General features: G+C 40.1%; 23 protein-coding genes. 18 read left to right on the forward strand and 5 right to left on the reverse strand.

Annotation, left to right across the window (positions count from 1 at the left end; genetic code table 11):
• Positions 1–127: 127 nt before the first annotated feature.
• The 3 genes from flgN to flgA form a co-directional block, all read right to left on the reverse strand.
• Positions 128–559 carry a flagellar export chaperone FlgN gene (gene flgN, locus AAEY57_RS14960; RefSeq protein WP_013465599.1) on the reverse strand — a complete coding sequence of 144 codons (432 nt, stop codon included), beginning with the start codon at positions 557–559 and terminating at the stop codon, positions 128–130.
• Entirely contained in the window at positions 552–872 is a 321-nt protein-coding gene (flgM, locus tag AAEY57_RS14965) for a flagellar biosynthesis anti-sigma factor FlgM (RefSeq protein WP_010387860.1), read from the reverse strand. Before flgM ends, flgN begins: the two co-directional genes overlap by 8 nt.
• Positions 873–947: 75 nt before the next feature.
• Positions 948–1,655, reverse strand: a complete 708-nt coding sequence (gene flgA, locus AAEY57_RS14970; protein WP_350608144.1) for a flagellar basal body P-ring formation chaperone FlgA — start codon at positions 1,653–1,655, stop codon at positions 948–950.
• 138 nt (positions 1,656–1,793) lie between these two features.
• Here flgA and AAEY57_RS14975 point away from each other — a divergent pair, with 138 nt between their 5' ends.
• The 17 genes from AAEY57_RS14975 to fliD all read left to right on the forward strand — a co-directional run bounded on the left by AAEY57_RS14975 (position 1,794) and on the right by fliD (position 19,753).
• Positions 1,794–2,726: a chemotaxis protein gene (locus AAEY57_RS14975; protein WP_013465596.1), complete on the forward strand. Its 933-nt coding sequence runs from the start codon at positions 1,794–1,796 to the stop codon at positions 2,724–2,726.
• A gap of 20 nt (positions 2,727–2,746) precedes the next feature.
• On the forward strand, positions 2,747–3,577 hold the full coding sequence (locus AAEY57_RS14980) for a CheR family methyltransferase (RefSeq protein WP_013465595.1): 831 nt from the start codon (positions 2,747–2,749) through the stop codon (positions 3,575–3,577).
• A gap of 129 nt (positions 3,578–3,706) precedes the next feature.
• Entirely contained in the window at positions 3,707–4,117 is a 411-nt protein-coding gene (gene flgB, locus AAEY57_RS14985) for a flagellar basal body rod protein FlgB (RefSeq protein ID WP_013465594.1), read from the forward strand.
• Positions 4,118–4,119: 2 nt separating this feature from the next.
• Positions 4,120–4,551 (forward strand): flagellar basal body rod protein FlgC, encoded by a 432-nt coding sequence (gene flgC / locus AAEY57_RS14990; protein ID WP_013465593.1) that lies wholly within the window; start codon positions 4,120–4,122, stop codon positions 4,549–4,551.
• Between the two features lie 13 nt (positions 4,552–4,564).
• Positions 4,565–5,242 (forward strand): flagellar hook assembly protein FlgD, encoded by a 678-nt coding sequence (locus AAEY57_RS14995; protein WP_024602009.1) that lies wholly within the window; start codon positions 4,565–4,567, stop codon positions 5,240–5,242.
• A 58-nt stretch (positions 5,243–5,300) separates the two neighbouring features.
• A complete protein-coding gene (flgE, locus tag AAEY57_RS15000; protein WP_024602010.1) occupies positions 5,301–6,623 on the forward strand; it encodes a flagellar hook protein FlgE in 1,323 nt (440 codons plus the stop codon).
• Positions 6,624–6,756: 133 nt separating this feature from the next.
• The gene (locus tag AAEY57_RS15005) at positions 6,757–7,500 is read left to right on the forward strand and encodes a flagellar basal body rod protein FlgF (protein ID WP_008113072.1); all 744 of its coding nucleotides are present in this window, start codon (positions 6,757–6,759) and stop codon (positions 7,498–7,500) included.
• Between the two features lie 21 nt (positions 7,501–7,521).
• Positions 7,522–8,310: a flagellar basal-body rod protein FlgG gene (gene flgG / locus AAEY57_RS15010; RefSeq protein ID WP_008113073.1), complete on the forward strand. Its 789-nt coding sequence runs from the start codon at positions 7,522–7,524 to the stop codon at positions 8,308–8,310.
• A 14-nt stretch (positions 8,311–8,324) separates the two neighbouring features.
• Positions 8,325–9,008 (forward strand): flagellar basal body L-ring protein FlgH, encoded by a 684-nt coding sequence (gene flgH / locus AAEY57_RS15015; protein ID WP_290169765.1) that lies wholly within the window; start codon positions 8,325–8,327, stop codon positions 9,006–9,008.
• Between the two features lie 12 nt (positions 9,009–9,020).
• A complete protein-coding gene (locus AAEY57_RS15020) occupies positions 9,021–10,115 on the forward strand; it encodes a flagellar basal body P-ring protein FlgI (RefSeq protein WP_008113075.1) in 1,095 nt (364 codons plus the stop codon).
• 136 nt (positions 10,116–10,251) lie between these two features.
• Positions 10,252–11,247 (forward strand): flagellar assembly peptidoglycan hydrolase FlgJ, encoded by a 996-nt coding sequence (flgJ, locus tag AAEY57_RS15025; protein WP_290169762.1) that lies wholly within the window; start codon positions 10,252–10,254, stop codon positions 11,245–11,247.
• A 1-nt stretch (position 11,248) separates the two neighbouring features.
• Positions 11,249–13,255, forward strand: coding sequence for a flagellar hook-associated protein FlgK (gene flgK / locus AAEY57_RS15030; RefSeq protein WP_350608145.1), 2,007 nt, complete (start codon positions 11,249–11,251; stop codon positions 13,253–13,255).
• A 2-nt stretch (positions 13,256–13,257) separates the two neighbouring features.
• Entirely contained in the window at positions 13,258–14,517 is a 1,260-nt protein-coding gene (gene flgL, locus AAEY57_RS15035) for a flagellar hook-associated protein FlgL (protein ID WP_350608146.1), read from the forward strand.
• Between the two features lie 275 nt (positions 14,518–14,792).
• Positions 14,793–16,196 carry a flagellin gene (locus AAEY57_RS15040; protein WP_008113080.1) on the forward strand — a complete coding sequence of 468 codons (1,404 nt, stop codon included), beginning with the start codon at positions 14,793–14,795 and terminating at the stop codon, positions 16,194–16,196.
• 217 nt (positions 16,197–16,413) lie between these two features.
• Complete coding sequence (locus AAEY57_RS15045) at positions 16,414–17,814, forward strand: flagellin (RefSeq protein WP_350608147.1); 1,401 nt, start codon at positions 16,414–16,416, stop codon at positions 17,812–17,814.
• 99 nt (positions 17,815–17,913) lie between these two features.
• The gene (locus AAEY57_RS15050; protein ID WP_008112160.1) at positions 17,914–18,300 is read left to right on the forward strand and encodes a flagellar protein FlaG; all 387 of its coding nucleotides are present in this window, start codon (positions 17,914–17,916) and stop codon (positions 18,298–18,300) included.
• A gap of 28 nt (positions 18,301–18,328) precedes the next feature.
• Positions 18,329–19,753 carry a flagellar filament capping protein FliD gene (gene fliD, locus AAEY57_RS15055; RefSeq protein ID WP_024602018.1) on the forward strand — a complete coding sequence of 475 codons (1,425 nt, stop codon included), beginning with the start codon at positions 18,329–18,331 and terminating at the stop codon, positions 19,751–19,753.
• 190 nt (positions 19,754–19,943) lie between these two features.
• On the opposite strand, the gene AAEY57_RS15060 is transcribed toward fliD, so the two are convergent.
• Both AAEY57_RS15060 and fliS read right to left on the reverse strand, forming a co-directional pair.
• Positions 19,944–20,267, reverse strand: a complete 324-nt coding sequence (locus tag AAEY57_RS15060; protein WP_024602019.1) for a hypothetical protein — start codon at positions 20,265–20,267, stop codon at positions 19,944–19,946.
• The gene (gene fliS / locus AAEY57_RS15065) at positions 20,267–20,662 is read right to left on the reverse strand and encodes a flagellar export chaperone FliS (protein WP_008112168.1); all 396 of its coding nucleotides are present in this window, start codon (positions 20,660–20,662) and stop codon (positions 20,267–20,269) included. Before fliS ends, AAEY57_RS15060 begins: the two co-directional genes overlap by 1 nt.
• 367 nt (positions 20,663–21,029) lie before the next feature.
• Here fliS and AAEY57_RS15070 point away from each other — a divergent pair, with 367 nt between their 5' ends.
• Positions 21,030–22,466: a sigma-54 dependent transcriptional regulator gene (locus AAEY57_RS15070; protein ID WP_008112169.1), complete on the forward strand. Its 1,437-nt coding sequence runs from the start codon at positions 21,030–21,032 to the stop codon at positions 22,464–22,466.
• The last annotated feature ends 299 nt before the right edge of the window (positions 22,467–22,765 follow it).

Consider the following 22,765-nt stretch of genomic DNA (forward strand, 5'->3'; position numbering starts at 1 on the left):
CATCCACTTCGAAGGTAGGTTAGATGGTGTGCTAGATATTTAGCAACTTAGGCTGACACAGAATTCTGAACGCCCTCAAAAAACGCCTAAACGATTATTCGTTTAGGCGTTTTTTTATGAGTATTCTTTAGGCTTTTAGGTTACGCACAATGCTGTTGTCAGTATTAACTACGCTACCGGCTTGATCATAGGTCATAGACGAAGGTGCGCCAATTAAAATCCCCTTTAATTGCTTAACACTTAACTGCGCCTGGTGCGCTGCATGAGCGTTAACTTCATTTTGTTTTTGACACTGCTCAAGCTTTTCTCGAGTTAGCTTTATTAAGTCAGCGTTTTCATCTGTTTGCTGATCATTACTGGCAATCAGTTTACTGAGTTCTTTATCTAGGGTGCTTATGCTGGTTAAAAAAGACATTTTTTGTTGGGCAATTTCTTTTAAACCTTCACCTCTTCGAGATGCAATGGCAGTAAGCTCCTGAGTGAGTAACTCGCTCAGTTTTGTTAAGCAAGTAATTTGCTCATTTAGTTTAATCGTAATTAAACTATTGTGATCAGCCATAAACGTTAAACTCAAAGTCTGCTAAATTTTTGGCAAGTTTCTCACTGTCTATTTGATACTTGCCTTCGGTAATCGCTTTTTTAAGCTCAGCAACTTTGTTGCTGTCAAAACCAGAAGACTGCTCTGCTTTTTCTTGTAAAGATTTTAATTGCTTGGCCTGCGGTGTTAAGCTCACCGAATCGCTTGCAGCTTTAGGTGAAGGCGTTTGTGCCGCCTGTGTATTTGCATTATCTCTTTTTAAATCAACTTTTTGCTGTTGAGTGTTTGTTAAAACACCAGGCTGTTGATTTGATTTGTTTACTTGACCGACCATGATAAAAACCCGTTTATTACCCAACTGATGCCTTTATATCGGCATTTACTAAAGATACTTTAGCATAAATTTACATTAAATATTTACCTGCACAGATTCTACAGCATCTACCCGTGCATTTAAAACTTTACCTGTTTTTTTGTTTTCTACTCGTACTTGTTCACCTAAGGTTCCATCCTCTAATGCAACACCTGTGGTTTTTACTCTTAACCCTTTAATATTGGCAAAAATATTGACAGAGTCGCCTTTGCAAACCATACAAATTTGATTGAGTAGTACAGGCATACCTTCACGAATATTACGTTTACTGCGGCTACCAATAAGTTGCGCAGGATCATCAAGATACTGAACACGTATAAAGTGCGCAGGGCGCATATCAATACTTAAATGGGATGGAGTAATCACTTCACCTCGTGCTAAATTGGTAGTGGCAACTACAACGGGTGCTGATTCAGTGATTCTGACATGTACGTATTGTGCCCAGTTGTCACTATCGTTACATTTTATTTGAATGGTGACCTGACGATTAAATGGGGGCTCACTTGGCGTTACTAGCTCTAGCTCAGAATTACATTGGCGATCGGGAATGCGGCTATCTAGCGGTAACGCGCTAAACTGTATTTTGTTGTCATTTGTAGTTACTGCTTTTTGAGCAACATAAGATACAGCCATTTCCTGTAGTGATTCTTTACTAAATACTTGTGCCTTTAGTGGCAAAGTGAAGCAGATGCTAGCAAGAAAATAAAAAACACTGTATCTTCTGGTTTTTTTTAACAAACTCATAATGTTTCGACTATGCTTATGGTTGCAAACAGGGTATAAATATTTTGCGTCAGAATTTAGACGCCCCCGTTGTGTTATGACGCTTTATTAATTGAAAGCAATTATCGTTCCTTATATTTGTTTTCTTAGGAGATTTAAATGGCCGGTATTTTAGACTCAGTAAACCAACGTACTCAGTTGGTTGGGCAAAACCGCTTAGAGTTATTGTTATTTAAGCTTAATGGGCGTCAGCGCTTTGGTATTAATGTGTTCAAGGTAAGAGAAGTTCTTCAATGCCCTCCATTGACTAGCATGCCGAAATCTAACACTTATATCCGTGGCGTAGCACATATTCGTGGGCAAACTATTTCGGTTATTGATTTATCTATGGCCGTAGGCGGGCGCCCAATAAAAAGCATCGAAGATGGCTTTATAATAATTGCTGAGTATAACCGTACAGTGCAAGGATTCTTAGTAGGTGGTGTTGAACGTATAGTTAACATGAACTGGGAAAAAATAATGCCACCGCCATCAGGAGCGGGTCGTTATTCTTATTTAACAGCCGTCACTGAAATTGAAAATGAGCTCGTTGAGATACTCGACGTAGAAAAAATCTTAAACGAAATCTGCCCAGTTAATACTACCGTGAGCGATGATGTTGCCTCGCAAGGTAATATACAAAAAGATTTAGGCGAGAGAATAGTATTTATTGCTGATGATTCGGCTGTTGCGCGAAATCAAGTAAAACGAGCATTGGAACCATTAGGTGTAACAACTGAGTTGGCTAAAAATGGTAAAGAAGCTTTAATAAGATTAAAAGAAATTGCAGAGCTCGATTGCGTAAATGATATTACAGAGCGAGTAGGGCTACTCATTTCTGATGTAGAAATGCCAGAAATGGATGGTTACACGCTGACTGCAGAAATCAAAGCTAATCCTAAACTTGCGCCACTACATGTGATTTTACACACATCATTGAGTGGTGTTTTCAATCAAGCGATGATTGAAAAAGTAGGAGCAGATGATTTTATTGCAAAATTTAACCCAGACGAGCTTGCAACAGCCGTTAATAAATGGGTTCATCGTGATTAATAAACATAGGTGTTATTGATTTGACTAATAAAGATTTGCAGCAAAACGAATACGATCAATTTCGCTTATTTTTAGAACAACAGTGCGGTATTGTTTTAGGTGAAAATAAGCAGTATTTGGTAAAGAGCCGTTTGGCACCATTAATGTCTCGATTTAATGTTGAATCGTTGTCTGAATTGGTAAGTAAAACTCTCGGTGTGCATGAGCGCCAGTTGCGCGCAGCCGTTGTTGATGCCATGACAACCAATGAGACATTGTGGTTTAGAGATCAATATCCGTTTGAGTTACTTAAAACCAGATTATTCCCTGAGTTTAAAACGTTAAATAGGCCATTAAAAATATGGTCTGCGGCGAGCTCATCAGGACAAGAACCCTACTCAATAGCGATGTCGGTTGCTGAGTTTCAATCCAGCAGCCCTGGTGTTTTAAAAATGGGTGCACAAATAATTGGTACAGATATATCAAATACCATGCTTGATATGTGTAAACATGCTGAATATGATGCATTGGCATTGGCTCGCGGACTCTCTGCTGAACGTCGTAAAAAGTTTTTTAAAGACAGCGGCAATGGTATGGCACAAGTGGTTGATTCATTGAAAAAGCAAGTGAGCTTTAGGCATTTAAATTTGCTCGATTCGTACGCTTTAATGGGTAAGTTCGATATTATATTTTGCCGTAATGTTTTAATTTACTTTTCACCTGAGGTGAAAGCCAAAATAATTGCACAATTCTCTCAAGCACTTAACCCTAAGGGGTATTTATTTTTAGGTGCGTCGGAGTCTATGTCTGGTTTAAGTACTGACTTTGATATGGTGCGTTGTAACCCTGGTATCATTTATCAAAAGAAATGACCTTCATTAATATATTATCCCTCCTCTAAACGACGCCTATTGCGTCGTTTTTTGTTTTTATCATCACTATTTTCACTGCTGGCTCATTTATTGCTTTATCGGTACTGAGTCAATTTTTTGGAGGTAGTTATGGCTATCAGTTTTGATAAAGCATTAGGCGTGCATCCGCATGCGATGTTGATCCGTTCGCAAAGAGCAGAAATGCTCGCTACTAATATCGCAAATGCTGATACGCCCGGCTATAAAGCAAAAGATATCGACTTTGCCTCAGCATTAAAAACGGCAAAGTCCAACCAACTAAGCGGCAATACCATGGTAAGAACCAATGAAAAACACATTGCCGGTGGTACCCGTAGTGTAGGTAGTAATGAACTATTTCGTACGCCAAATCAAACAGATACAGGTGATGGCAACTCTGTTGATATACAAGTGGAACGGAACTTGTATACACAGAATGCTATGGAGTATCAGGCCAGTGTCCAGTTTCTTAATGGTAAATTTAAAGGCCTAAAAAAAGCCCTCGGTAGTCAAGGAGCCTAATTATGAGTTTATATAATGTGTTTGATATTGCTGGTTCAGGTATGAGCGCGCAAAACGTGCGATTAAATACCACGGCAAGTAATATCTCTAACGCCAATACAATTAGCTCTTCGCAAAATGAGACGTACCGAGCGCGACAACCTGTATTTGCTGCGGAGCTTACAAAAGCGTCAGCGTCAGCAAGCAACCCACAGGGCTCTGCCGTTGGTGTAAAAGTGTTAGGAGTGGTTGAAAGTAATAAACCACTACAAATCGAATATAACCCAAATCACCCGAGTGCGGATGAAAATGGATATATTTACAAACCCAACGTGAATGTTGTGGAGGAGATGGCAAATATGATTTCTGCTTCTCGCTCTTATCAGACAAATGTTCAAGTTGCTGATGCAGCTAAGCAAATGTTAAGTAAAACACTGCTGTTAGGTCAGCGGTAACTGAGGGTAGCTCATGAGTAACGATATTAGTACTTCTTCATCCTACATGGACTCTTTACGTTGGCAAGATAAGCAAGTGCCAAAAAAAGAAGAGAGTGATGCGTTAACCCAAGAAGATTTCTTTTCGTTGTTAACACAGCAGTTGTCATATCAAGATCCCAGCAAACCAGCTGATAACGATCAGATGATTGCACAAATGACAAACTTTACCATGGCTGAAGGGATCTCAAATTTAAACTCTAACTTTGAGTCTTTAGCCGCGTCGATGACATCAAATTCGGCATTGCAAGCATCAACACTGGTAGGCAAACAAGCTTTGTTGGAGTCGGATACACTGGAGCTTAATGAGTCGGGTGAATCAAGAGGTTCTGTTGTAGCTGAAAAGCCAGTCGATAGTTTAATGATCCGCATTGAAGATGCATCCGGGCAGTTGGTTAAAACTATAGATTTAGGCACTCAGCCTGCAGGAGCCATCCGTTTTGCATGGGATGGTAAAAATGAAGCGGGTGAACGGCTACCACCTGGTGAATACAACATCAAAGCAGAGGGTAGTACAAATGGGGAATTTTCAAGCCTCCCATTAGCTACATTCAAAAATATTGAAAGTGTTAATATTAACGGCTCAAGCGGCATTATTATTAATACTAAAGAAGGTGCGGTTAGGCTGACTGATGTCGCAGAAATCGCGTAATAGATTTTATGTATTTTTTAGCCAATAGGCTAAATATTTTTTAGGTTAGAGGTTAATTATGAGCTTCAATATTGCATTAACAGGCCTTGCTGCCGCACAAAAAGATTTAGATGTTACCGCCAATAACATTGCCAACGTAAATACCACGGGCTTTAAAGAGTCTCGCGCCGAGTTTGCTGATGTATACGCATCATCAGTATTTAGCGCCGGTAAAACAAAAAATGGTGATGGTGTGCAAACCACCATGGTTGCCCAGCAGTTTCATCAGGGCTCGCTGCAGTTTACTAATAATTCACTGGATTTAGCGATCACAGGTGAGGGGTATTTTGCTACCAGTCAAGACTTAGGCGCACAAGACTTTACCTACACGCGTGCGGGTGCATTTAAGCTTAATAAAGATAACTTTGTTGTAGATGCTAAAGGTAATTTTTTACAAAGCTTCCCAGTTGATGAAGTTAGTGGTGACACGACCTCTGTAAGTCTTAGTACTTCATCTGCTTTACAAATACCAGATTCTTCGGGCTCTCCGCGCTCTACTTCAAACGTTTATACATCATTTAACGTCGATTCTCGAGAAGATGTAATAGCTGTCCCTTTTGATGCAACAGACAGTACTACTTATAACTCTTCGACATCGACCACAATGTATGACTCACTTGGTGAGCCACATGTTCTACAATTCTTTTTTGTAAAAACAGCGCCTAATGAATGGCAAGTACATGGTACGCTTGACAAAACTCCCTTTGATGCAACTGGTGCCGCGACAGCAACACCAAGCCCGCTAAGTACCTTTGGGTTTGATGCTAGCGGTTTGCCTGCAACGACTAATGGTGCTCCAAATGTTGGTCCAACCTTTACTGATGTTAATTTAACCGGAGCTAATTTATCGGGTATTTTATCTAATGGCGCCCAATTTGATGATATTGCGATTAATTGGCGCGATGAGGCCGGTACTGCAAATAGAACGCCTACTCAATATGCGAGTCGCTTTGAGGTGAAAGCACTAGAGCAAGATGGTGCGACAGTAGGTCGCTTAGCGGGTATTGATATTGGTACAGATGGAAAAGTTGTTGCATCTTACAGTAATGGTGATTCAACTTACTTAGGTCAAGTTGCCATGGTGCGCTTTTCAAACTCACAAGGTTTGCAGCAAGTAGGTGACACTTCATGGAAAAAAAGTTTGACCTCGGGGGAACCAATTGCGGGTGAGCCAGGTTCAGGCACACTAGGCAACATTAATTCGTCAGCTCTTGAGCAGTCTAACGTAAACTTAACCAATGAGCTGGTTGATTTGATTAGTGCGCAGCGTAACTTCCAAGCAAACTCTCGTGCGCTTGAGGTTAACTCAACTATTCAACAGAACATCCTTCAGATCAGATAATCATATTTTGATTTACTAAGGCTGCTTAGTGCAGCCTTTTTTATTCCTCTCCTAAAATCTTATTCACACTTAAATTTAATTTGGCACTTATATTGCATTTACTCATACATAGATTTCTTAATGAGTCGATGTTATGGATAAAATGGTCTACATAGCGGCATCTGGCGCTAAACAAAGCATGCAAGGGCTTGCTCTTAAAGCCAATAATTTGGCAAATGCGAATACCACTGGGTTTAAATCTGATTTTTCGCAAGCACGGTCAATGCAGGCTTTCGGTGAAGGTTTGCCGACTCGTGTTTTTGCTATGCAGGAGCGCCCAGGATCTAACATGACATCGGGCGGTGTTGTCGAAACAGGTCGCAGCCTTGATATTGCTATGAGTGATAATGCATGGCTGAGTGTTCAGGATGCCTCCGGTAATGAAGCCTATACAAAAGTGGGTTCGTTAAATATAACGGCTGAAGGAATGTTGACTACCAGCGACGGTCGTCAAGTTATTGGCGAAGGTGGGCCAGTCATATTACCTGTACCGATTGAAAAAATTGAATTTAGCAAAGATGGCACTATTCAAGTTCGCCCTCAAGGTGCACCGGCTAACTTTTTAGAAGAAGTTGATCGGCTAAAAGTGGTTGATGCAAACAACGCTACACTCGAGAAGGGTAACGATGGCTTATTTAGAGCTAAACCAGGCCAAATAGTTGAAACATCAGCCAATGTACAAGTATTAGGTGGCACATTAGAAAAATCGAATGTAAATCCTGTGCATGAAATGGTCGATATGATCAGTCATCAACGCCAATTTGAATTACAAGTAAAACTGATGAAAACAGCTGAAGAGATTGATCAACGTCAAGAACAGCTGATGCGCATCGTTTAACTATAACGTGAGGATATTATTATGAATCCAGCATTATGGATAAGTAAAACAGGGCTTGACGCTCAACAAACAGATATATCGGTTATATCAAATAACTTAGCGAATGCCAGTACAGTGGGTTACAAAAAAAGCCGCGCTATTTTTGAAGACTTACTCTACCAAAATATTAATCAACCAGGCGGTCGCTCATCGCAAGACACCGAAATGCCGTCAGGCTTAATGTTGGGCGCGGGTACTAAGGTGGTGGCTAACCAAAAAAACTTTTCGCAAGGTAATATGCTCACCACTGAAAATTCATTAGATTGGATGATTTCAGGTCCTGGCTTTTTTGAAGTTTTACAGCCTGATGGCAATATTGCTTATTCGCGTAATGGCCAGTTTACTACCGACGGCGACGGGCGTGTTGTAACCTCGGGCGCTGGTTATGTTGTTCAGCCTGAAATGAATGTGCCTGATGATGCACAGTCAATCACCGTATCTCAAGATGGTGAAGTGTCAGTTCGCATTAAAGGTCAAGCCGAAAACGTGGTTATTGGTCAAATTACTATTAGTGATTTTATCAATCCGTCGGGCCTTGAGCCTATAGGGCAAAACCTTTATACCGAAACTGCAGTAAGTGGTGCACCTGTTCAAGGTAACCCGGGGGTTGAGGGCTTAGGTACAATTATTCAAGGTTCACTTGAAACATCAAATGTAAATGTGACCGAAGAGTTGGTTAATTTGATTGAAACTCAGCGAGTTTACGAAATGAACTCAAAGGTAATTTCAGCGGTTGATGAAATGATGAGCTACATCAATCAACAATTATAGTCTTGGGGGATTGTATGCGTAATATCATGTTATTTGCAGTAGGGACTTTACTGTTAAGCGGTTGTGTATCTACACAAAATAATGAAGTAGTGCAGGACGATCCCTACTATGCACCTATGTATCCAGAGCCTAATATGGAGTCAGTGGTAGCAACTGGCTCTTTATTCAGTACACAATTATCGAATGACTTATATGCCGATAAGAAAGCACTTAGAACAGGCGATATCATTACGGTTAAATTGCAAGAGTCAACCCAAGCCACAAAAGCGGCTAAAACAGAAACAGATAAACAAACAGATGCTAGCCTCGATCCTGTTATTGGTTTAGGTGGTTTACCGGTTAATATTGGTGGCGATAGTATTCAATTTGGTATTGGTAGTGATGCGTCGTTTAAAGGTGACTCAAGATCAAATCAATCAAACAGCCTAGTTGGCGATATTTCGGTTAACGTGATGCGAGTATTACCAAATGGTAATTTGGTGATTCGCGGTGAAAAATGGCTAACGCTAAATACCGGTGAAGAATTTATTCGCTTAGAGGGGTTAGTGCGTCCACAAGATGTTAATGCTGATAATACCGTTGAGTCTAATCGTATTGCGAATGCGCGTATTCAGTATTCAGGTAAGGGTCAAACTCAAGAGGCACAAAGCCCGGGTTGGTTAACGCGTTTCTTTAGTAGCTCATTGTTTCCCTTTTAGAGGACATTCAACATGAATGGTTTTAAAGTTTTTTGTTTTATGGTGCTACTAGGCTGGCAATTTACTGCCAGTGCTGAGCGAATTAAAGATGTGTCTATGGTCGAAGGGGTGCGCTCAAACCAATTAGTGGGCTATGGATTGGTTGTTGGTTTACCGGGCACCGGAGAGCAAAGCCGTTTTACCGAGCAAAGTTTTAAAGGCATGCTTAATAGTTTTGGTATTACACTACCTGCGAGTTTAAAGCCAAAAATTAAAAATGTTGCAGCGGTTGCTGTTCATGCAGAACTCCCTCCATTTAGAAAGCCAGGGCAGACTATTGATATAACCGTGTCATCAATTGGCAGTGCAGGCAGCCTGCGCGGTGGTACATTATTACAAACATTCCTAAAAGGGGTTGATGGTAATGTTTACGCCATCGCTCAAGGCAGTTTAATTGTAGGTGGCTTAGGCGCTGAAGGCCTTGATGGTAGTCGCGTTGTGATTAATACGCCAACGGTAGGACGCGTACCAAATGGTGCAACCGTTGAGCGTGCTGTTAAAAGCCCATTTATGCAAAACGATTATATTACCTTTAATTTAAACCGCCCTGATTTTACTACTGCTAAACGTTTAGAGAAAACCATAAATGATTTAATCGGCCCAAATAGCGCTCAAGCACTCGATGCGGCTTCTATTCGCGTTATTGCACCTCGTGATGCCTCGCAACGTGTATCGTATTTATCAACTCTTGAAAACTTAGAGTTTAAGCCTGCGGATACTTCGGCAAAAATAATTGTTAACTCACGCACCGGCACTATAGTTATTGGAAAAAATGTAAAATTACAACCTGCGGCAATTACACATGGTGGCCTTACTGTGACCATTGCTGAGCAACAAAATGTGGCACAGCCAAATCCTTTAGCAGAGGGGGAAACAGTGGTTACCCAACAAAGTATTATTGACGTTAATCAAGATGATTCACGTGCTTTTGTATTTGACCCAGGTGTCAGCCTTGATGATTTAGTTCGTGCTATTAATGAAGTTGGCGCTGCCCCTGGCGATTTAATGGCGATTCTTGAAGCACTTAAAGAAGCCGGTGCAATTAACGGTCAGCTTGTTGTAATTTAGTTTTATAAGATTCTAGACCCTAAGCCCTAGGGTCTTTAACCCTTAACCTTTCATCCTTAACCTTTCATCGCTACTCTTCTTTTGGCTCAATTATTGCATTTAACTAGGTATTATTAATTATTGTGTCAAAAAGCTGATGGAAACAAATCATCTAGATAAGCAAAACTTTTTTGATTTAGGCAACTTAGACTCTTTGCGTCGAGATGCTTTAAACAGCGGTGATGCATCAACCGATGCATCTAAAGCGGCGTTAAAAAAAGCGGCGGCACAATTTGAAGCTATCTTCACCCAAATGCTACTGAAAAGTATGCGTAAAGCCAATGAGGCTTTTGAAGACAAAGAAAGCCCATTTAATGCAAGTGGCGTGAAGTTTTTTGAAGAAATGCACGACCAACAGATGGCTACAGAGCTTTCATCAAATGGCTCTTTAGGTCTTGCTGATTTAATTGTGCAGCAACTATCGCCAGATGGAAAAAACTTTATGCCAGGCTCAGTTCTTCGTACAACGTCAGATTTCTTTAGTGACCAACGTGCGGGTAGCACCTTACCTCATCAAGAAAACCAAAAGGTCACTGAAAAAGTGCCGCTCGTTGATTCAACTGAAAAAAGCGAACAAAACATAGCGTCTGGCACATTTGAAAATGCTGAGGAATTTGTAAGTACAGTGTGGGAACACGCAAAAACAGCGGCTAAAAAAATTGGTTTAAATCCGGCGGTTATGGTTGCGCAAGCAGCATTAGAAACTGGCTGGGGTAAACATATTATCAGTAAAGGTGATGGCAATAGCTCAAATAATTTATTCAATATAAAGTCAGATAAAAGTTGGCAGGGCGAAAAAGCCAGTAAGGTCACTTTAGAGTTTGAGCAAGGCGCTGCAGTTAAAAAGCAAGCAAGCTTTAGAGCGTATGACTCAATAAAAGATAGTGTGAATGATTTTGTGGATTTTTTAACGCAGAACCCTCGCTATCAAGATGCATTAAACAATACAGCAAAGCCGCACAAATTTTTAGACTCTTTACAGCAAGCCGGTTATGCAACCGACCCTAACTATGCAGACAAAATAAAAAGAGTGCTTAACAGTAACGAGTTAAAGAATATCGCCACAAGCATTATCCGCCAAGGAGTAGAGTAACATGTCGTTTAATTTATTAAATATTGCTAATTCAGGAATAAGAGCAAACTCTGAGTTATTGCAAACGACAAGTAAAAACATCGCAAACGTTAATACTGAAGGGTATGTACGAGAGCGCACTGAATTTACTACCATGATTGATAATCAGGTGGGCCGCGGTCAAACGTACCGGTTATTAAATGAGTTTGCACAAAAGCAATTAAACCGAGATACCTCAAATAAAAGCTTTTTTGATCAATTTGTTAGCGAGGCGAGTCGGGTTGATCAAATTTTTTCAGAAAAATCAAACAGCTTATCAACTAGTATCAACTCGATGTTTAACAACGTGCAAGAAGCACTTAACCAACCTTCATCAACAGTTGCTCGTTCATTGGTGATGAGTGATGCGCAAAATCTGATTGATCAAATGGACCGGCTTGCAGGTATTGTTTCAGAGCAAAAAGCGGTGGTTAATGAGCAATTAGAAATATTTTCTGAAGAGGCGAATACGTTAATCGAAAGTATTAGTTCGTTAAATCAAGAAATTGCGGGTGTTCATGGCACTAAAAACGAAGCAGATGCGAGCTCAGCTTACAATGAGCGTGATAAAGCAATACGTGATTTATCAAAACTAATTGATATAGAAACACTCGATGGCCCTAATGGTGAAAAACAAGTATTTATGGGCACAGGTGAAGCGGTTGTTATGCAAAATGGTTCATTTAATTTGTTTTCGATTAGTGGCGATCCCGATGCTAACTTTAAAGAGCTACGTTTAGATGTAAATGGCGGTAAGGCTGTGTCATTAGATATAGACCCTACTAAACTCAAAGGTAAAATTGGCGGTTTATTAGCGTTTAGAGACGATATTTTGGTGCCTGCTCAAAATCAAATAGGCCAGATGGGCATTGCACTTGCCGATTCGTTTAATCAGCAAAATCGTTTAGGTATGGATGCAAACGGCGAGCTTGGAGGCGATATTTTTAATATCCCAACGGTCAGTGCTTTTGTTTATCAAGCAAATACCGGAACAGCTAATATGTCAGCAACCGTTGAAGCTGGTAAAGGCAGTGAACTACCAGCGAGTGATTTTGTGATCACCTATACGGGGAACCCTAACGAAGTAAGTATTCAGCCAATAGATAATAAAGGTGAACCTTTAGGCACAGCCTCTTTAGCAACTATTCCACCCAGTGGCATTATCGATTCAGCCGCTATTACCAGTGGGGAGTCGTTTGGTTTAGAGCTAAACGTAACCGGAGCCGGTAATGCCGGTGACCAATTTCAGGTAAAACTTAATAGTGGCGCGGCAGGTAATATATCGCTGACAACAGGTCGAGGCGAAGACATTGCCTTAGCCTCTCCAATTAGAACAGCTGACGGCCTAGATAATACAGGCACAGGCAGTATTTCACCGGGTAATGTCACCGATGTAACCACGGGTAGTTTTAGTAATCCTTTGGATTTAGCAAATGGCCCTATTAGCATTGTTAAAACAGCCAATGCTAACGAATATCAACTTACTGATGGGAATGGTACAACCACGTTTACGGTTACACCGCCTGCTAACAATATACTCGCTCAAGCCGGGGCACCATACGATGGTTATGGCTTTGATTTTAATATTGAAGGCGTACCAGCAACGGGAGATACCTTTAATTTAGAATTTAATGAAGGTGGTTTTGATGATAACCGCAACGGTCAAAAACTTGCTGACTTACAAAACACCGATTTAGTACGTCAAAATGTGGTAGCAAGTGCCTCAGCCGATAATCATAAAACCTTGAACCAGGCCTATGCTGGGTTAGTAACCGATGTTGGTGTAGTAACCAGTCAAGCAAAAACCAACGGGGCGGCATTTGATGCTTTAGCACAGCAATCAGAAGCCTGGTACGAATCGTTGTCGGGCGTAAATTTAGATGAAGAGGCAGCTAATTTGCTGCGTTTTCAGCAATCTTATGCTGCATCGGCTCAAGTACTGTCTGCAGCACGTTCTATTTTTGACACTTTACTGAGTGCGGCGAGGTAATTATGCGTTTATCAAATAATTTAATGTATCAAAGTCAAATTAATAAAATTTTAGATAATCAACAGGGCGTTGCAGGCGCTTTAGAGCGAGCAAACACAGGTCAAAAGTATTTGAGTACCTCTGAAAACCCAGCTGCTATATCGCAAGGGATGTTGTACACCAATAAAATAGAAACCAATGAGCAGTTAACTAAAAATATAAAGCAGCTAAATGGTCGCTTATCAACCGAAGAAAGCATACTTAAGGGTATGAACGACACTATTTTAGAAGCGCAAATGCTAACCATACGAGCGGGCAATGGTTCGTTAGGTCAAAGTGATTTGGCTTCAGTTGCCAGTGAACTAAAAGAATTGCAAAAATCGCTGCTTAACTTAATGAATAGTCAATCAGAAGGGGGGAAATACCTATTCTCTGGCTATCAAGACGATATTCAAACCTATACATTTAATAGCACTAATGGCAAATACGAATACCAAGGCGATCAAGGCCAGCATGAAGTAACCATTGCAAAAGGGGTTGAGATAAAATCAAGCGATAATGGCTTTAATGTATTTGAACGCGTAGATGCACGTCTTGATGTGGTGTCGAATGATGGAGCGCCATCAGGCGGCATTACCGCAGGGACTGTTTATGTTGAAAACCAAGGCGAGTTTGACAAGTTTCATAAAGATAATTATAACTCAGACCCAGATCCGCTTATTTCTCCAACGATCAATACCTATAACGTTAATGTTATCCCTGGTGCAACGCCTTCAGCGCCTGATCAGTATGAAATATTACGTGATGGTAATCCTCTTGTACCACCTGTTACTGGTGAAGTAACTGATGAGCCGATTGAGTTTGCAGGCATGGAAATTCAACTTGAAGGTGTAGCACCCGGCCAGCTTGATTTTACCCTTGAAAAGCCAGGTAAAGAAAATGTGCTTAATACGCTTGAAGATCTGATCACTAGTCTAAATGACGAACAACTTGATGGAGCGCAAATTAACCAAGCGTTATCGGATGGGTTAATTCAGCTTAAAAATGCCAGTGAGCAAATTGTGTTTACTCAGGCTGGCCTAGGTGGGCGTATGAACGTGGTGGAGCGTGTGACCGATTCAAACAGTGCTCTAGATATTAATAATCAAGAAAACAGAGCGAGCTTAATTGAAATTGATCCTGCTGCAGCTATTAGTGAACTTACTAAACAAGAGTCTGGTTTACAGGCTTCACAAGCGACTTTTGGTCGCTTGGCTAAACTTTCATTATTCGATTATTTATAAATACCATCCAAGGCAGGTTATTACTATACGAGAAAAGTAGGTAATAACTTGCCTTAACGAAGCGGCAAAAAACTGTCACCCCCTTTTTATCTTCTGTCAAAAAATCGCTAACTTCTAATTTAAAGCCGCAATAAGTGTTATTTAGTTGTTTTAAAACATAGGGTTAATCTTTTTTTACTAGTTGGCACAAGTAATGCATTCAACTAGTCATAGACAGTGTGGTTTTTGCTTAAATATTTTGAACCACATTCTGATTGAAACTAGGAGATGGTAAAATGGCTTTAAGCGTAAATACAAATGTTGCATCACTTAATGGGCAACGCAATCTATCTAAATCTAGCATGGCACTTGAAACCTCAATGCAGAGACTATCATCTGGTTTGCGTATTAATAGCGCAAAAGACGATGCTGCAGGTTTACAAATTGCCAACCGACTAACGTCTCAGGTTAATGGCCTAACGGTTGCTCAGCGTAATGCCAACGATGGTATTTCTATGGCGCAAACTGCTGAAGGTGCAATGCAAGAGTCAGCAAATATTCTGCAACGTATGCGTGACTTATCACTGCAATCGGCGAATGGTTCAAATAGTGCGGTTGACCGTGCATCACTGCAAAAAGAAGTAGCAGCCCTGCAACAAGAGCTCACTCGAATTGCAGATACCACTAAATTTGGTGGCACCAGCTTACTTGACGGCACTTTTGGTACTAAACAGTTTCAGGTAGGTGCAAATGCGAATGAAACCATTAATGTAAGTTTACGTAATGTTGCTGCCGATGCTATTGGTTCCAACGAAATTGATGGGCCAGGAACTGTATTTGGTGTAGTAGCTGCAGGCAGTATGGCTGCAAATGAAGTTGTAGCTCCTGGATCACTGAATATCAACGGTACTGATGTTTTAATTGGAGCAAATGATGGCGCTGATGGTGTAGCTAATTCTATTAATGGAGCTGCGGCTGGTGTTACAGCTGAGGCTCGTCTAAATGTTGTTATCGCAGGGATAACGAGTACCGATAATGCAACTATAAAAATTGGCGATGATGAATATGACTTAGGCACTTTTGGTGGTGATATGGCGCGCCTAGCAGAAGAGATGGTGGCTGACGGTTATGATGCTGTTTATGACCCAGCTGCAGGCAATATTAGCCTAAAAGCAACAGGTGTTGATGGTATTGAATCTGTAATGGAAGCAGTTGGTACGCCTGCTGGTGGATTAACGTTTGATGGAACTGCTGCGGGAGCAACAACAGCTTCAAAAACATCGGAAATAAATTTGTCATCACCGAGCAAAATTGGTATTTCAAACGATGGAGCAGCAAATGAGCTCCAGATGTTTAATAGCTCATTAAGTCAATTGTCATCAGTGGAGGCGATTGATATTAGTGGTACAACTAGTGAAGGTGCTCAATCTGCAATTCAAACTATTGATGCTGCATTAGCGCAAATTGACGCCCAGCGTGCAGACTTAGGTGCGGTGCAAAACCGTTTTGGTTTTACCATTGCCAATCTTGCTAACGTATCTGAGAACGTGTCAGCTTCTCGTAGCCGTATTCAAGATACTGATTACGCGCTTGAAACAGCAACCCTAACTAAAAACCAAATTATGCAACAAGCCGGTACCACTATTTTGTCGCAGGCAAACCAGTTACCACAGGCCGCATTAAGTCTTTTAGGTGGCTAATGCCAGCTAGTTATAAAAAAGCCAAGCAAATATGCTTGGCTTTTTTATTTGTATTTCAATCAATTAAAAGTTTTTACTGTTTTTTTTAAAAAAAAGCTAAAGGTAATTTTATAACGGCCGTTAACTTAATTAGAACGGAGCTTGAACAGATTTTTATTGTGATGGCTCTTGGTTAAAATCAATTAGTTACATTACGAAAGTAATCAGGAGTTATAACATGGCTTTATCAGTAAATACTAACGTTGCATCATTAAATGCACAAAGAAACTTATCAAAATCTAGCGAAGCATTAGGTACATCAATGCAACGTCTTTCATCTGGTATGAAAATTAACAGTGCGAAAGATGATGCGGCAGGTCTACAAATTGCGAACCGTCTTTCTTCACAAATTAATGGTTTAGGTGTTGCTCAGCGTAACGCGAATGACGGTATTTCAATGTCGCAAACCGCTGAAGGTGCGATGCAAGAGTCATCAAACATCTTACAACGTATGCGTGACCTATCTTTGCAATCAGCTAATGGTTCAAACGATGCAAACGCTCGTGCCGCACTACAAAAAGAAGTTGGCGCATTACAGCAAGAGCTTACTCGTATCGCTGAAACGACTAAATTTGGTGGTACAAGCTTACTAGATGGTTCGTTCGGTACTAAACAATTCCAAGTAGGTTCAAACGCTAACGAAACAATTAACGTAACTTTGCGTGATGTATCAGCAGATGCGCTTGGTGCAAATGAAATTGATGGTGCTGGTTCTGTATTTGGCGCAGTAGCTGCAGCTGGTGACATGGCTACAAATGAAGCTATAACAGCAGGCACACTAAATATTAATGGTGTCGATGTTACTCTTGGGGCTAATGATGGTGCTGATGGTGCTGCAGCAAAAATAAATGCTGCTGCTACAGGCGTAGTTGCTGAAGCTCGCTTAGAAGTAACTATTGCTGGTATCACTAATACAGATAACGCAACAATCAATGTTGGCGATGACAACTATGATTTAGGTACCTACGGTGGTGATATGGCTCGCTTAGCTGAGGATATGGTTGCCGATGGGTATGATGCAGTTTACGATTCTGATGCTGGTGAAATTACACTTAAAGCAACAGGTGTGGATGGTATTGAATCTGTTATGGATGCAGGTACTCCAGCTGGTGGTTTAACATTTGATGGAGTAACTGCATCTACAGCAACGGCTTCAAAAACATCAGAAATAAACTTATCATCACCGAACAAAATTGGTATTTCTAATGATGGAACTGCCGATGAAACTGAATTATTTAGTGCTTCTACAAGCTCTTTGACATCAGTTGAAACTATTGATATTTCTGGGGCAACAAGTCAAGGTGCACAAGATGCAATTCAAACAATTGATGCGGCGCTTGCGCAAATTGATGCACAACGAGCAGACTTAGGTGCGGTTCAAAACCGTTTTGGCTTCACTATTGCTAACCTTTCAAACGTATCAGAAAACGTGTCGGCTTCTAAAAGTCGTATCGAAGATACAGATTATGCTGCAGAAACGGCTAAACTGACTAAAAACCAGATTATGCAACAGGCTGGTACAACAATCTTAGCTCAGTCTAACCAGTTGCCACAGGCAGCACTTAGCTTATTAGGTTAATTTAACAATAAGCTCTATACTTAACTACTAAGGAAGGGGCAACCCTTCCTTTCTTGTATAGGTATAAAGCTTTATATCGCTTTATAGTAGGAGCGAATTATGGAAACGCAAAGTTTAAATCTAAATATCAGCTCAGCGCAAAAAGGTGAGGTTACCTCAAGTTACCAAACCCCATCACAAGTTAAGCAAAATGCTGATGAACAAAAGAATACACCCATCACCACCACTGCAAGTAATAGCGAAATTTCTAAAACTGAGTTATCACCTGAAAAACTAGAGAAGGTGGTACAGCAATTGCAGGACTTTATGGGCGAAATGAATCGCAGCCTTCAGTTTAAGGTCGACGAAGATTCTGGCCGTAATGTTATTAAGGTGATTGATAAAGAAAGTGGTGATTTAGTTAAGCAGTACCCGTCTGAAGAGGTATTAGGTATCGTTGCTAAATTAGCGGAAGCCACCGGTGTATTGGTTGATTTTAAAGTTTAGTTTTCAGTAATTTAAGAGGGTAATTATTATGGATATTTCATTTAAAGGTATAGGTTCAGGGCTTCAAGTTAATGAAATTGTAACTGCTTTAGTGAATGCTGAAAAAAGCCCTTACCAAGCTCGAGTAACTAAACAGCAAGCAAACTTTACTACCGATATATCTGCAGTAGGTACCCTAAAAGCCTCTTTGGAAGAGCTTAATGGTTCACTAGAATCATTGGGTGACATCGAAAACTTTCAAAAGCGCACTATCAGTGGCAGTGACGACTTTGTTTCTTTAAGCTCTGAAAAAAACGCGCAAACCAATAATTACTCTATTAAAGTTAATAGTTTGGCTGAGAACCAAAAGCTAACATCAAATGCTATAGCTGGCGATGAAGCGGTGGGAGAGGGTAAGCTCACGATTAGTTCTGGCTCTAACAGTTTTGACATAAATGTGTCAGACACAGCAAAGCTGGCTGATATACGTGACGCGATTAATGACTCTGCTGACAATGATTCAGTTAATGCTACTATTATTACCGATGATACGGGGCAGCGATTAGTGTTATCAAGTAAAGAAACCGGCGCAGAAAACGCAATAAAAATTGTAGTTGATGATGTCGGTGATGGTGGTAATACAGACTTGTCTGGCTTGTCTCGTCTTGCGTATGATAGTGATACAACATCAACAACGTATGCTGAAAACTTAAACGAAGTAACAGCAGCGACGGATGCTTCAATTACGATTGATGGGACGCTTGTTGCGACAAGCAGTACAAATGAATTTAAAGATGTCATTGAGGGCGTCACCATTAATGCCAAAAAAACTCACAATGCAGACGATGATTTAAGTAAAGCAACTATCACTGAAAATAATAATAATGTTGCTGCTGGATTAAAGTCGTTTGTAGAGAAGTTTAATGCATTTATTGATTTATCAAATCAGCTCGGTCGCTCTAGCGCTGAAGAGGGCGTTGGTGCACTTGCGGGTGATTCATTACTTAGAGGCTCTGTAAACCAAGTACGCTCGATGTTAACATCTGAATTTAGCACGGGTAATGGTAATACCGACTTTTTAGCTAACTTTGGTATTAGAACTGAGCGCTCAGGTAAGTTAAGTATTGATTCTGACGCTCTTAAAGCTGCCGTAGAAAGCGATCCACAAGCTATTCAAACGTTTTTTGTTGGCGAAAATGACGGTGATGGTTTTGTTGGCCAGTTAGATACTGTTATTAAAGGTTATACGGCCTCTGATGGTATTTTTAGTTCACGTATTGAAGGGCGTGAAACACAACTCGATAAGCTACAAGATGAAGTTGATGCATTTAATAGCCGAATGAAAAAGTATGAAGAGCGACTATATAGCCAATACAATGCCATGGATATATTAGTTGCTAACCTAAACTCGACAGGAGGTTACTTGCAGCAGCAATTAGCTAACCTACCGGGTGTGGCTAAAAAGTCTAGCTAAACAATTAACTTTGTTTAGCAAATAAAGCCTGGCTTATGAGTCAGGTTTTTTTATGTTTGTTCGATTGTTAGTAACTAACTGTGTTGTTTTATAGTGAGGTTTGAGGAAATAAAAATACAGAGTGAAAAATCTGCTTAATCACTCTGTAAAGGGGAATAAAATAGGGGGTTAGCTAAGGCAAGAAGTGTTTTTAAATATTAGATTTATACTTATTTACAGCTTTTTTATTTTTTTGATTACCAACTATTTTAACCGCTAATAGTTGCTTTTGATTATCTATTTTAACAGATAGCTGTTCTATTAGGTTAATTAAAAACTCAAGTTCAGTAGCTGAATAATGAGTTTTTTCTCTAGAAAGTGAGCTACTTATGTGAATATCAAGTTTATTATGAATATTCAGCGCTTGCTCAATATCCCAATCTTCTGAGTCAGCAATCAAACTTACTAGCTCATTGCAATATGCTCGAGTCTCACTATCTTTAACTTGTGAGCTTGTAACCCGATTTAAAGACATTACAGTTGTGGTTCTCTTTGTTCGAATGGAATTGCTTCCCAGCCTGACTTAATCTCTTTAATTAAGGTAATTACTTCATCAATTTTATCAATGTTGTTTTCAAGGTTTGCAGTTAATAAGCAACGCTGACAGTAATCGTACAAAGAGTCTAAGTTAGTTGATACTTCATTATTGTCTTCAAAATTTAACACTTGCTGCAACGCACCAAGTAGCACAATACAATCAGAGATTGCGTTGCCTTTTTTTTCTAACTCTTTACGTTCAATAAATCCTTTTGCAGCAGAGAGCTTGCCAACAATATTTACAAACACGAGTTTGACTTGATCATAAGGTGTCATCTCTTTAACGCTGCTAACTGTTATTTGACGGTATTTATTGATTGATGCATGAGCCATAGGTAATTCCTTAAATTTTAATTACATGTTCAGAACTCTAAGCAAGTTTAGTTCCAACATAAGTTTGACTATTACTTTATCGGCCAAAACAGTCACACCTTTAAATAATAATAGCAGTTTTTATGAGTTTTTACTGTGTGAAATCGTATCATTGAAAATCGCATTATATGTCGTTTAATTCATCCTAAGTATGTATGTCACTAAAACTACCCAGGCAATTAATAGTTATAAAGTATTGACTTTGTGCGGCCAGTGTCTGTTTTTTGGCGTTAATGTCAAAAAATCGCCGCTATTGCTTGCATCCAAACCCAACTGGCTTACAATTTGATTAATAAAACAAATTAGTGAAATAAATGGCTCGCTAAAGATGATCTTAATTTTAGATAATAATAACAATCGCTCTATTGGATTATACGCATCGCTTACTTTTATTGGTGAGGCGGTACAGTTGCAAACAGAAGCTGACTTTGAACAGGCATGTAGCCACTATCAAAACAAAGAATGTATTGTGGTGTTAGGTGCTTTGCAGTCTTTAGATCACGAAAGTTTAATTAAACGATACCCAACATTTCCTTTTTTACTCATTGGTGAAACGCTTAAACCTTTGTTGAGTTTGGCTAATGTTGTGGGGTTGATATGTGAGCCATTTACTCATGAAATAACCACACAGCTGTTACACGACTGTCAGCAATATCAGCGCATGTTGCCGCATGAACATAAAAATAATAAAGAGAAAAGCACCTTTGATGGTCTTGTTGGTGAAACCAAAGCCGTAAAAGATTTACGCTTTTTAATTACGCAGGTTGCTAAAACCGATGCTAACGTACTTATTTTAGGTGAGTCGGGCACAGGTAAAGAAGTAGTTGCCCGAAACGTACATTTGCTTTCTAAGCGTAACAAAGGCCCATTTGTACCAGTAAACTGTGGGGCAATTCCTGCAGAGCTACTAGAAAGCGAATTATTTGGCCATGAAAAAGGTGCATTTACCGGCGCTATTTCAGCACGTAAAGGCCGGTTTGAATTGGCGCAAGGTGGCACCCTATTTTTAGATGAAATCGGCGACATGCCACTGCAAATGCAGGTTAAGTTACTGCGAGTGCTACAAGAGCGCAGCTATGAGCGCGTTGGTGGTACTAAAGCGATTCAAGCTGATGTGCGTGTTATTGCCGCAACCCACCGAGACCTTGAAAACATGATAGAAAAAGGCTCATTTAGAGAAGATTTATACTATCGCTTAAATGTTTTTCCTATTGAGAGCCCATCTCTTGCTCAACGCGCAGAAGACATACCATTACTACTTAAAGAGCTTATGCGCCGCGTAAATGAGCAAAGCGGTACTACGGCTAAGTTTACAGAGCGTGCTATTGATAGTTTAAAAGAACATTCTTGGCCGGGTAATATCCGTGAGCTCGCGAACCTAGTTGAGCGTATGGTTATTATGTTCCCAGATAAGGTGGTGGATGTTCCTGATTTACCAAATAAATACCGCTATATTGAAGTTGAAGCTTATGAGCCTCAGTACCCAGAAGAACTGATGGAGCGTGATGCATTTAATGATATTTTTAGCGGCGGATTTAGCGAAGACGAAATAGATCTCGAAGATGATTTTGCTCAAGCGGCCCCTGGGTTATTGCCCGATGAAGGTATTGAACTTAAAGAGTACTTAGCTGAGCTTGAAATTAACTTAATCACACAGGCATTAGAGCGCTTTGATTACGTTGTTGCCCGTGCTGCTGAAGTGCTAGGCGTAAGGCGAACCACACTGGTCGAAAAAATGAAAAAATATAACTTGTCTAGGGATTAAGAGCAAAGTGCAGGTGTTATATTTTAGGTATTAGGTATTAGGTATTAGGTATTAGATATTAGGTTAGAAAAACTAAACACCGGTAGTTACACTGAATCCGTTACAGGTTCTATTTTTTAGCAGGTTTACCCCACGTCTGCGTTGGGTGCCAACTTACTGTTTTTTGGGTAAATATAACAATTAAAGGGTTAAAACCAAAAAGCCTAAAGTTATGCTATTTGCTTAACCTTTAACCTTTAACCTTTAACCTTTAACCTTTAACCTTTAACCTTTAACCTTTAACCTTTAACCTTTAACCT

The organism is Pseudoalteromonas sp. MER144-MNA-CIBAN-0113 (assembly GCF_040308965.1).
In the GTDB taxonomy this organism is placed as follows: domain Bacteria; phylum Pseudomonadota; class Gammaproteobacteria; order Enterobacterales; family Alteromonadaceae; genus Pseudoalteromonas; species Pseudoalteromonas tetraodonis.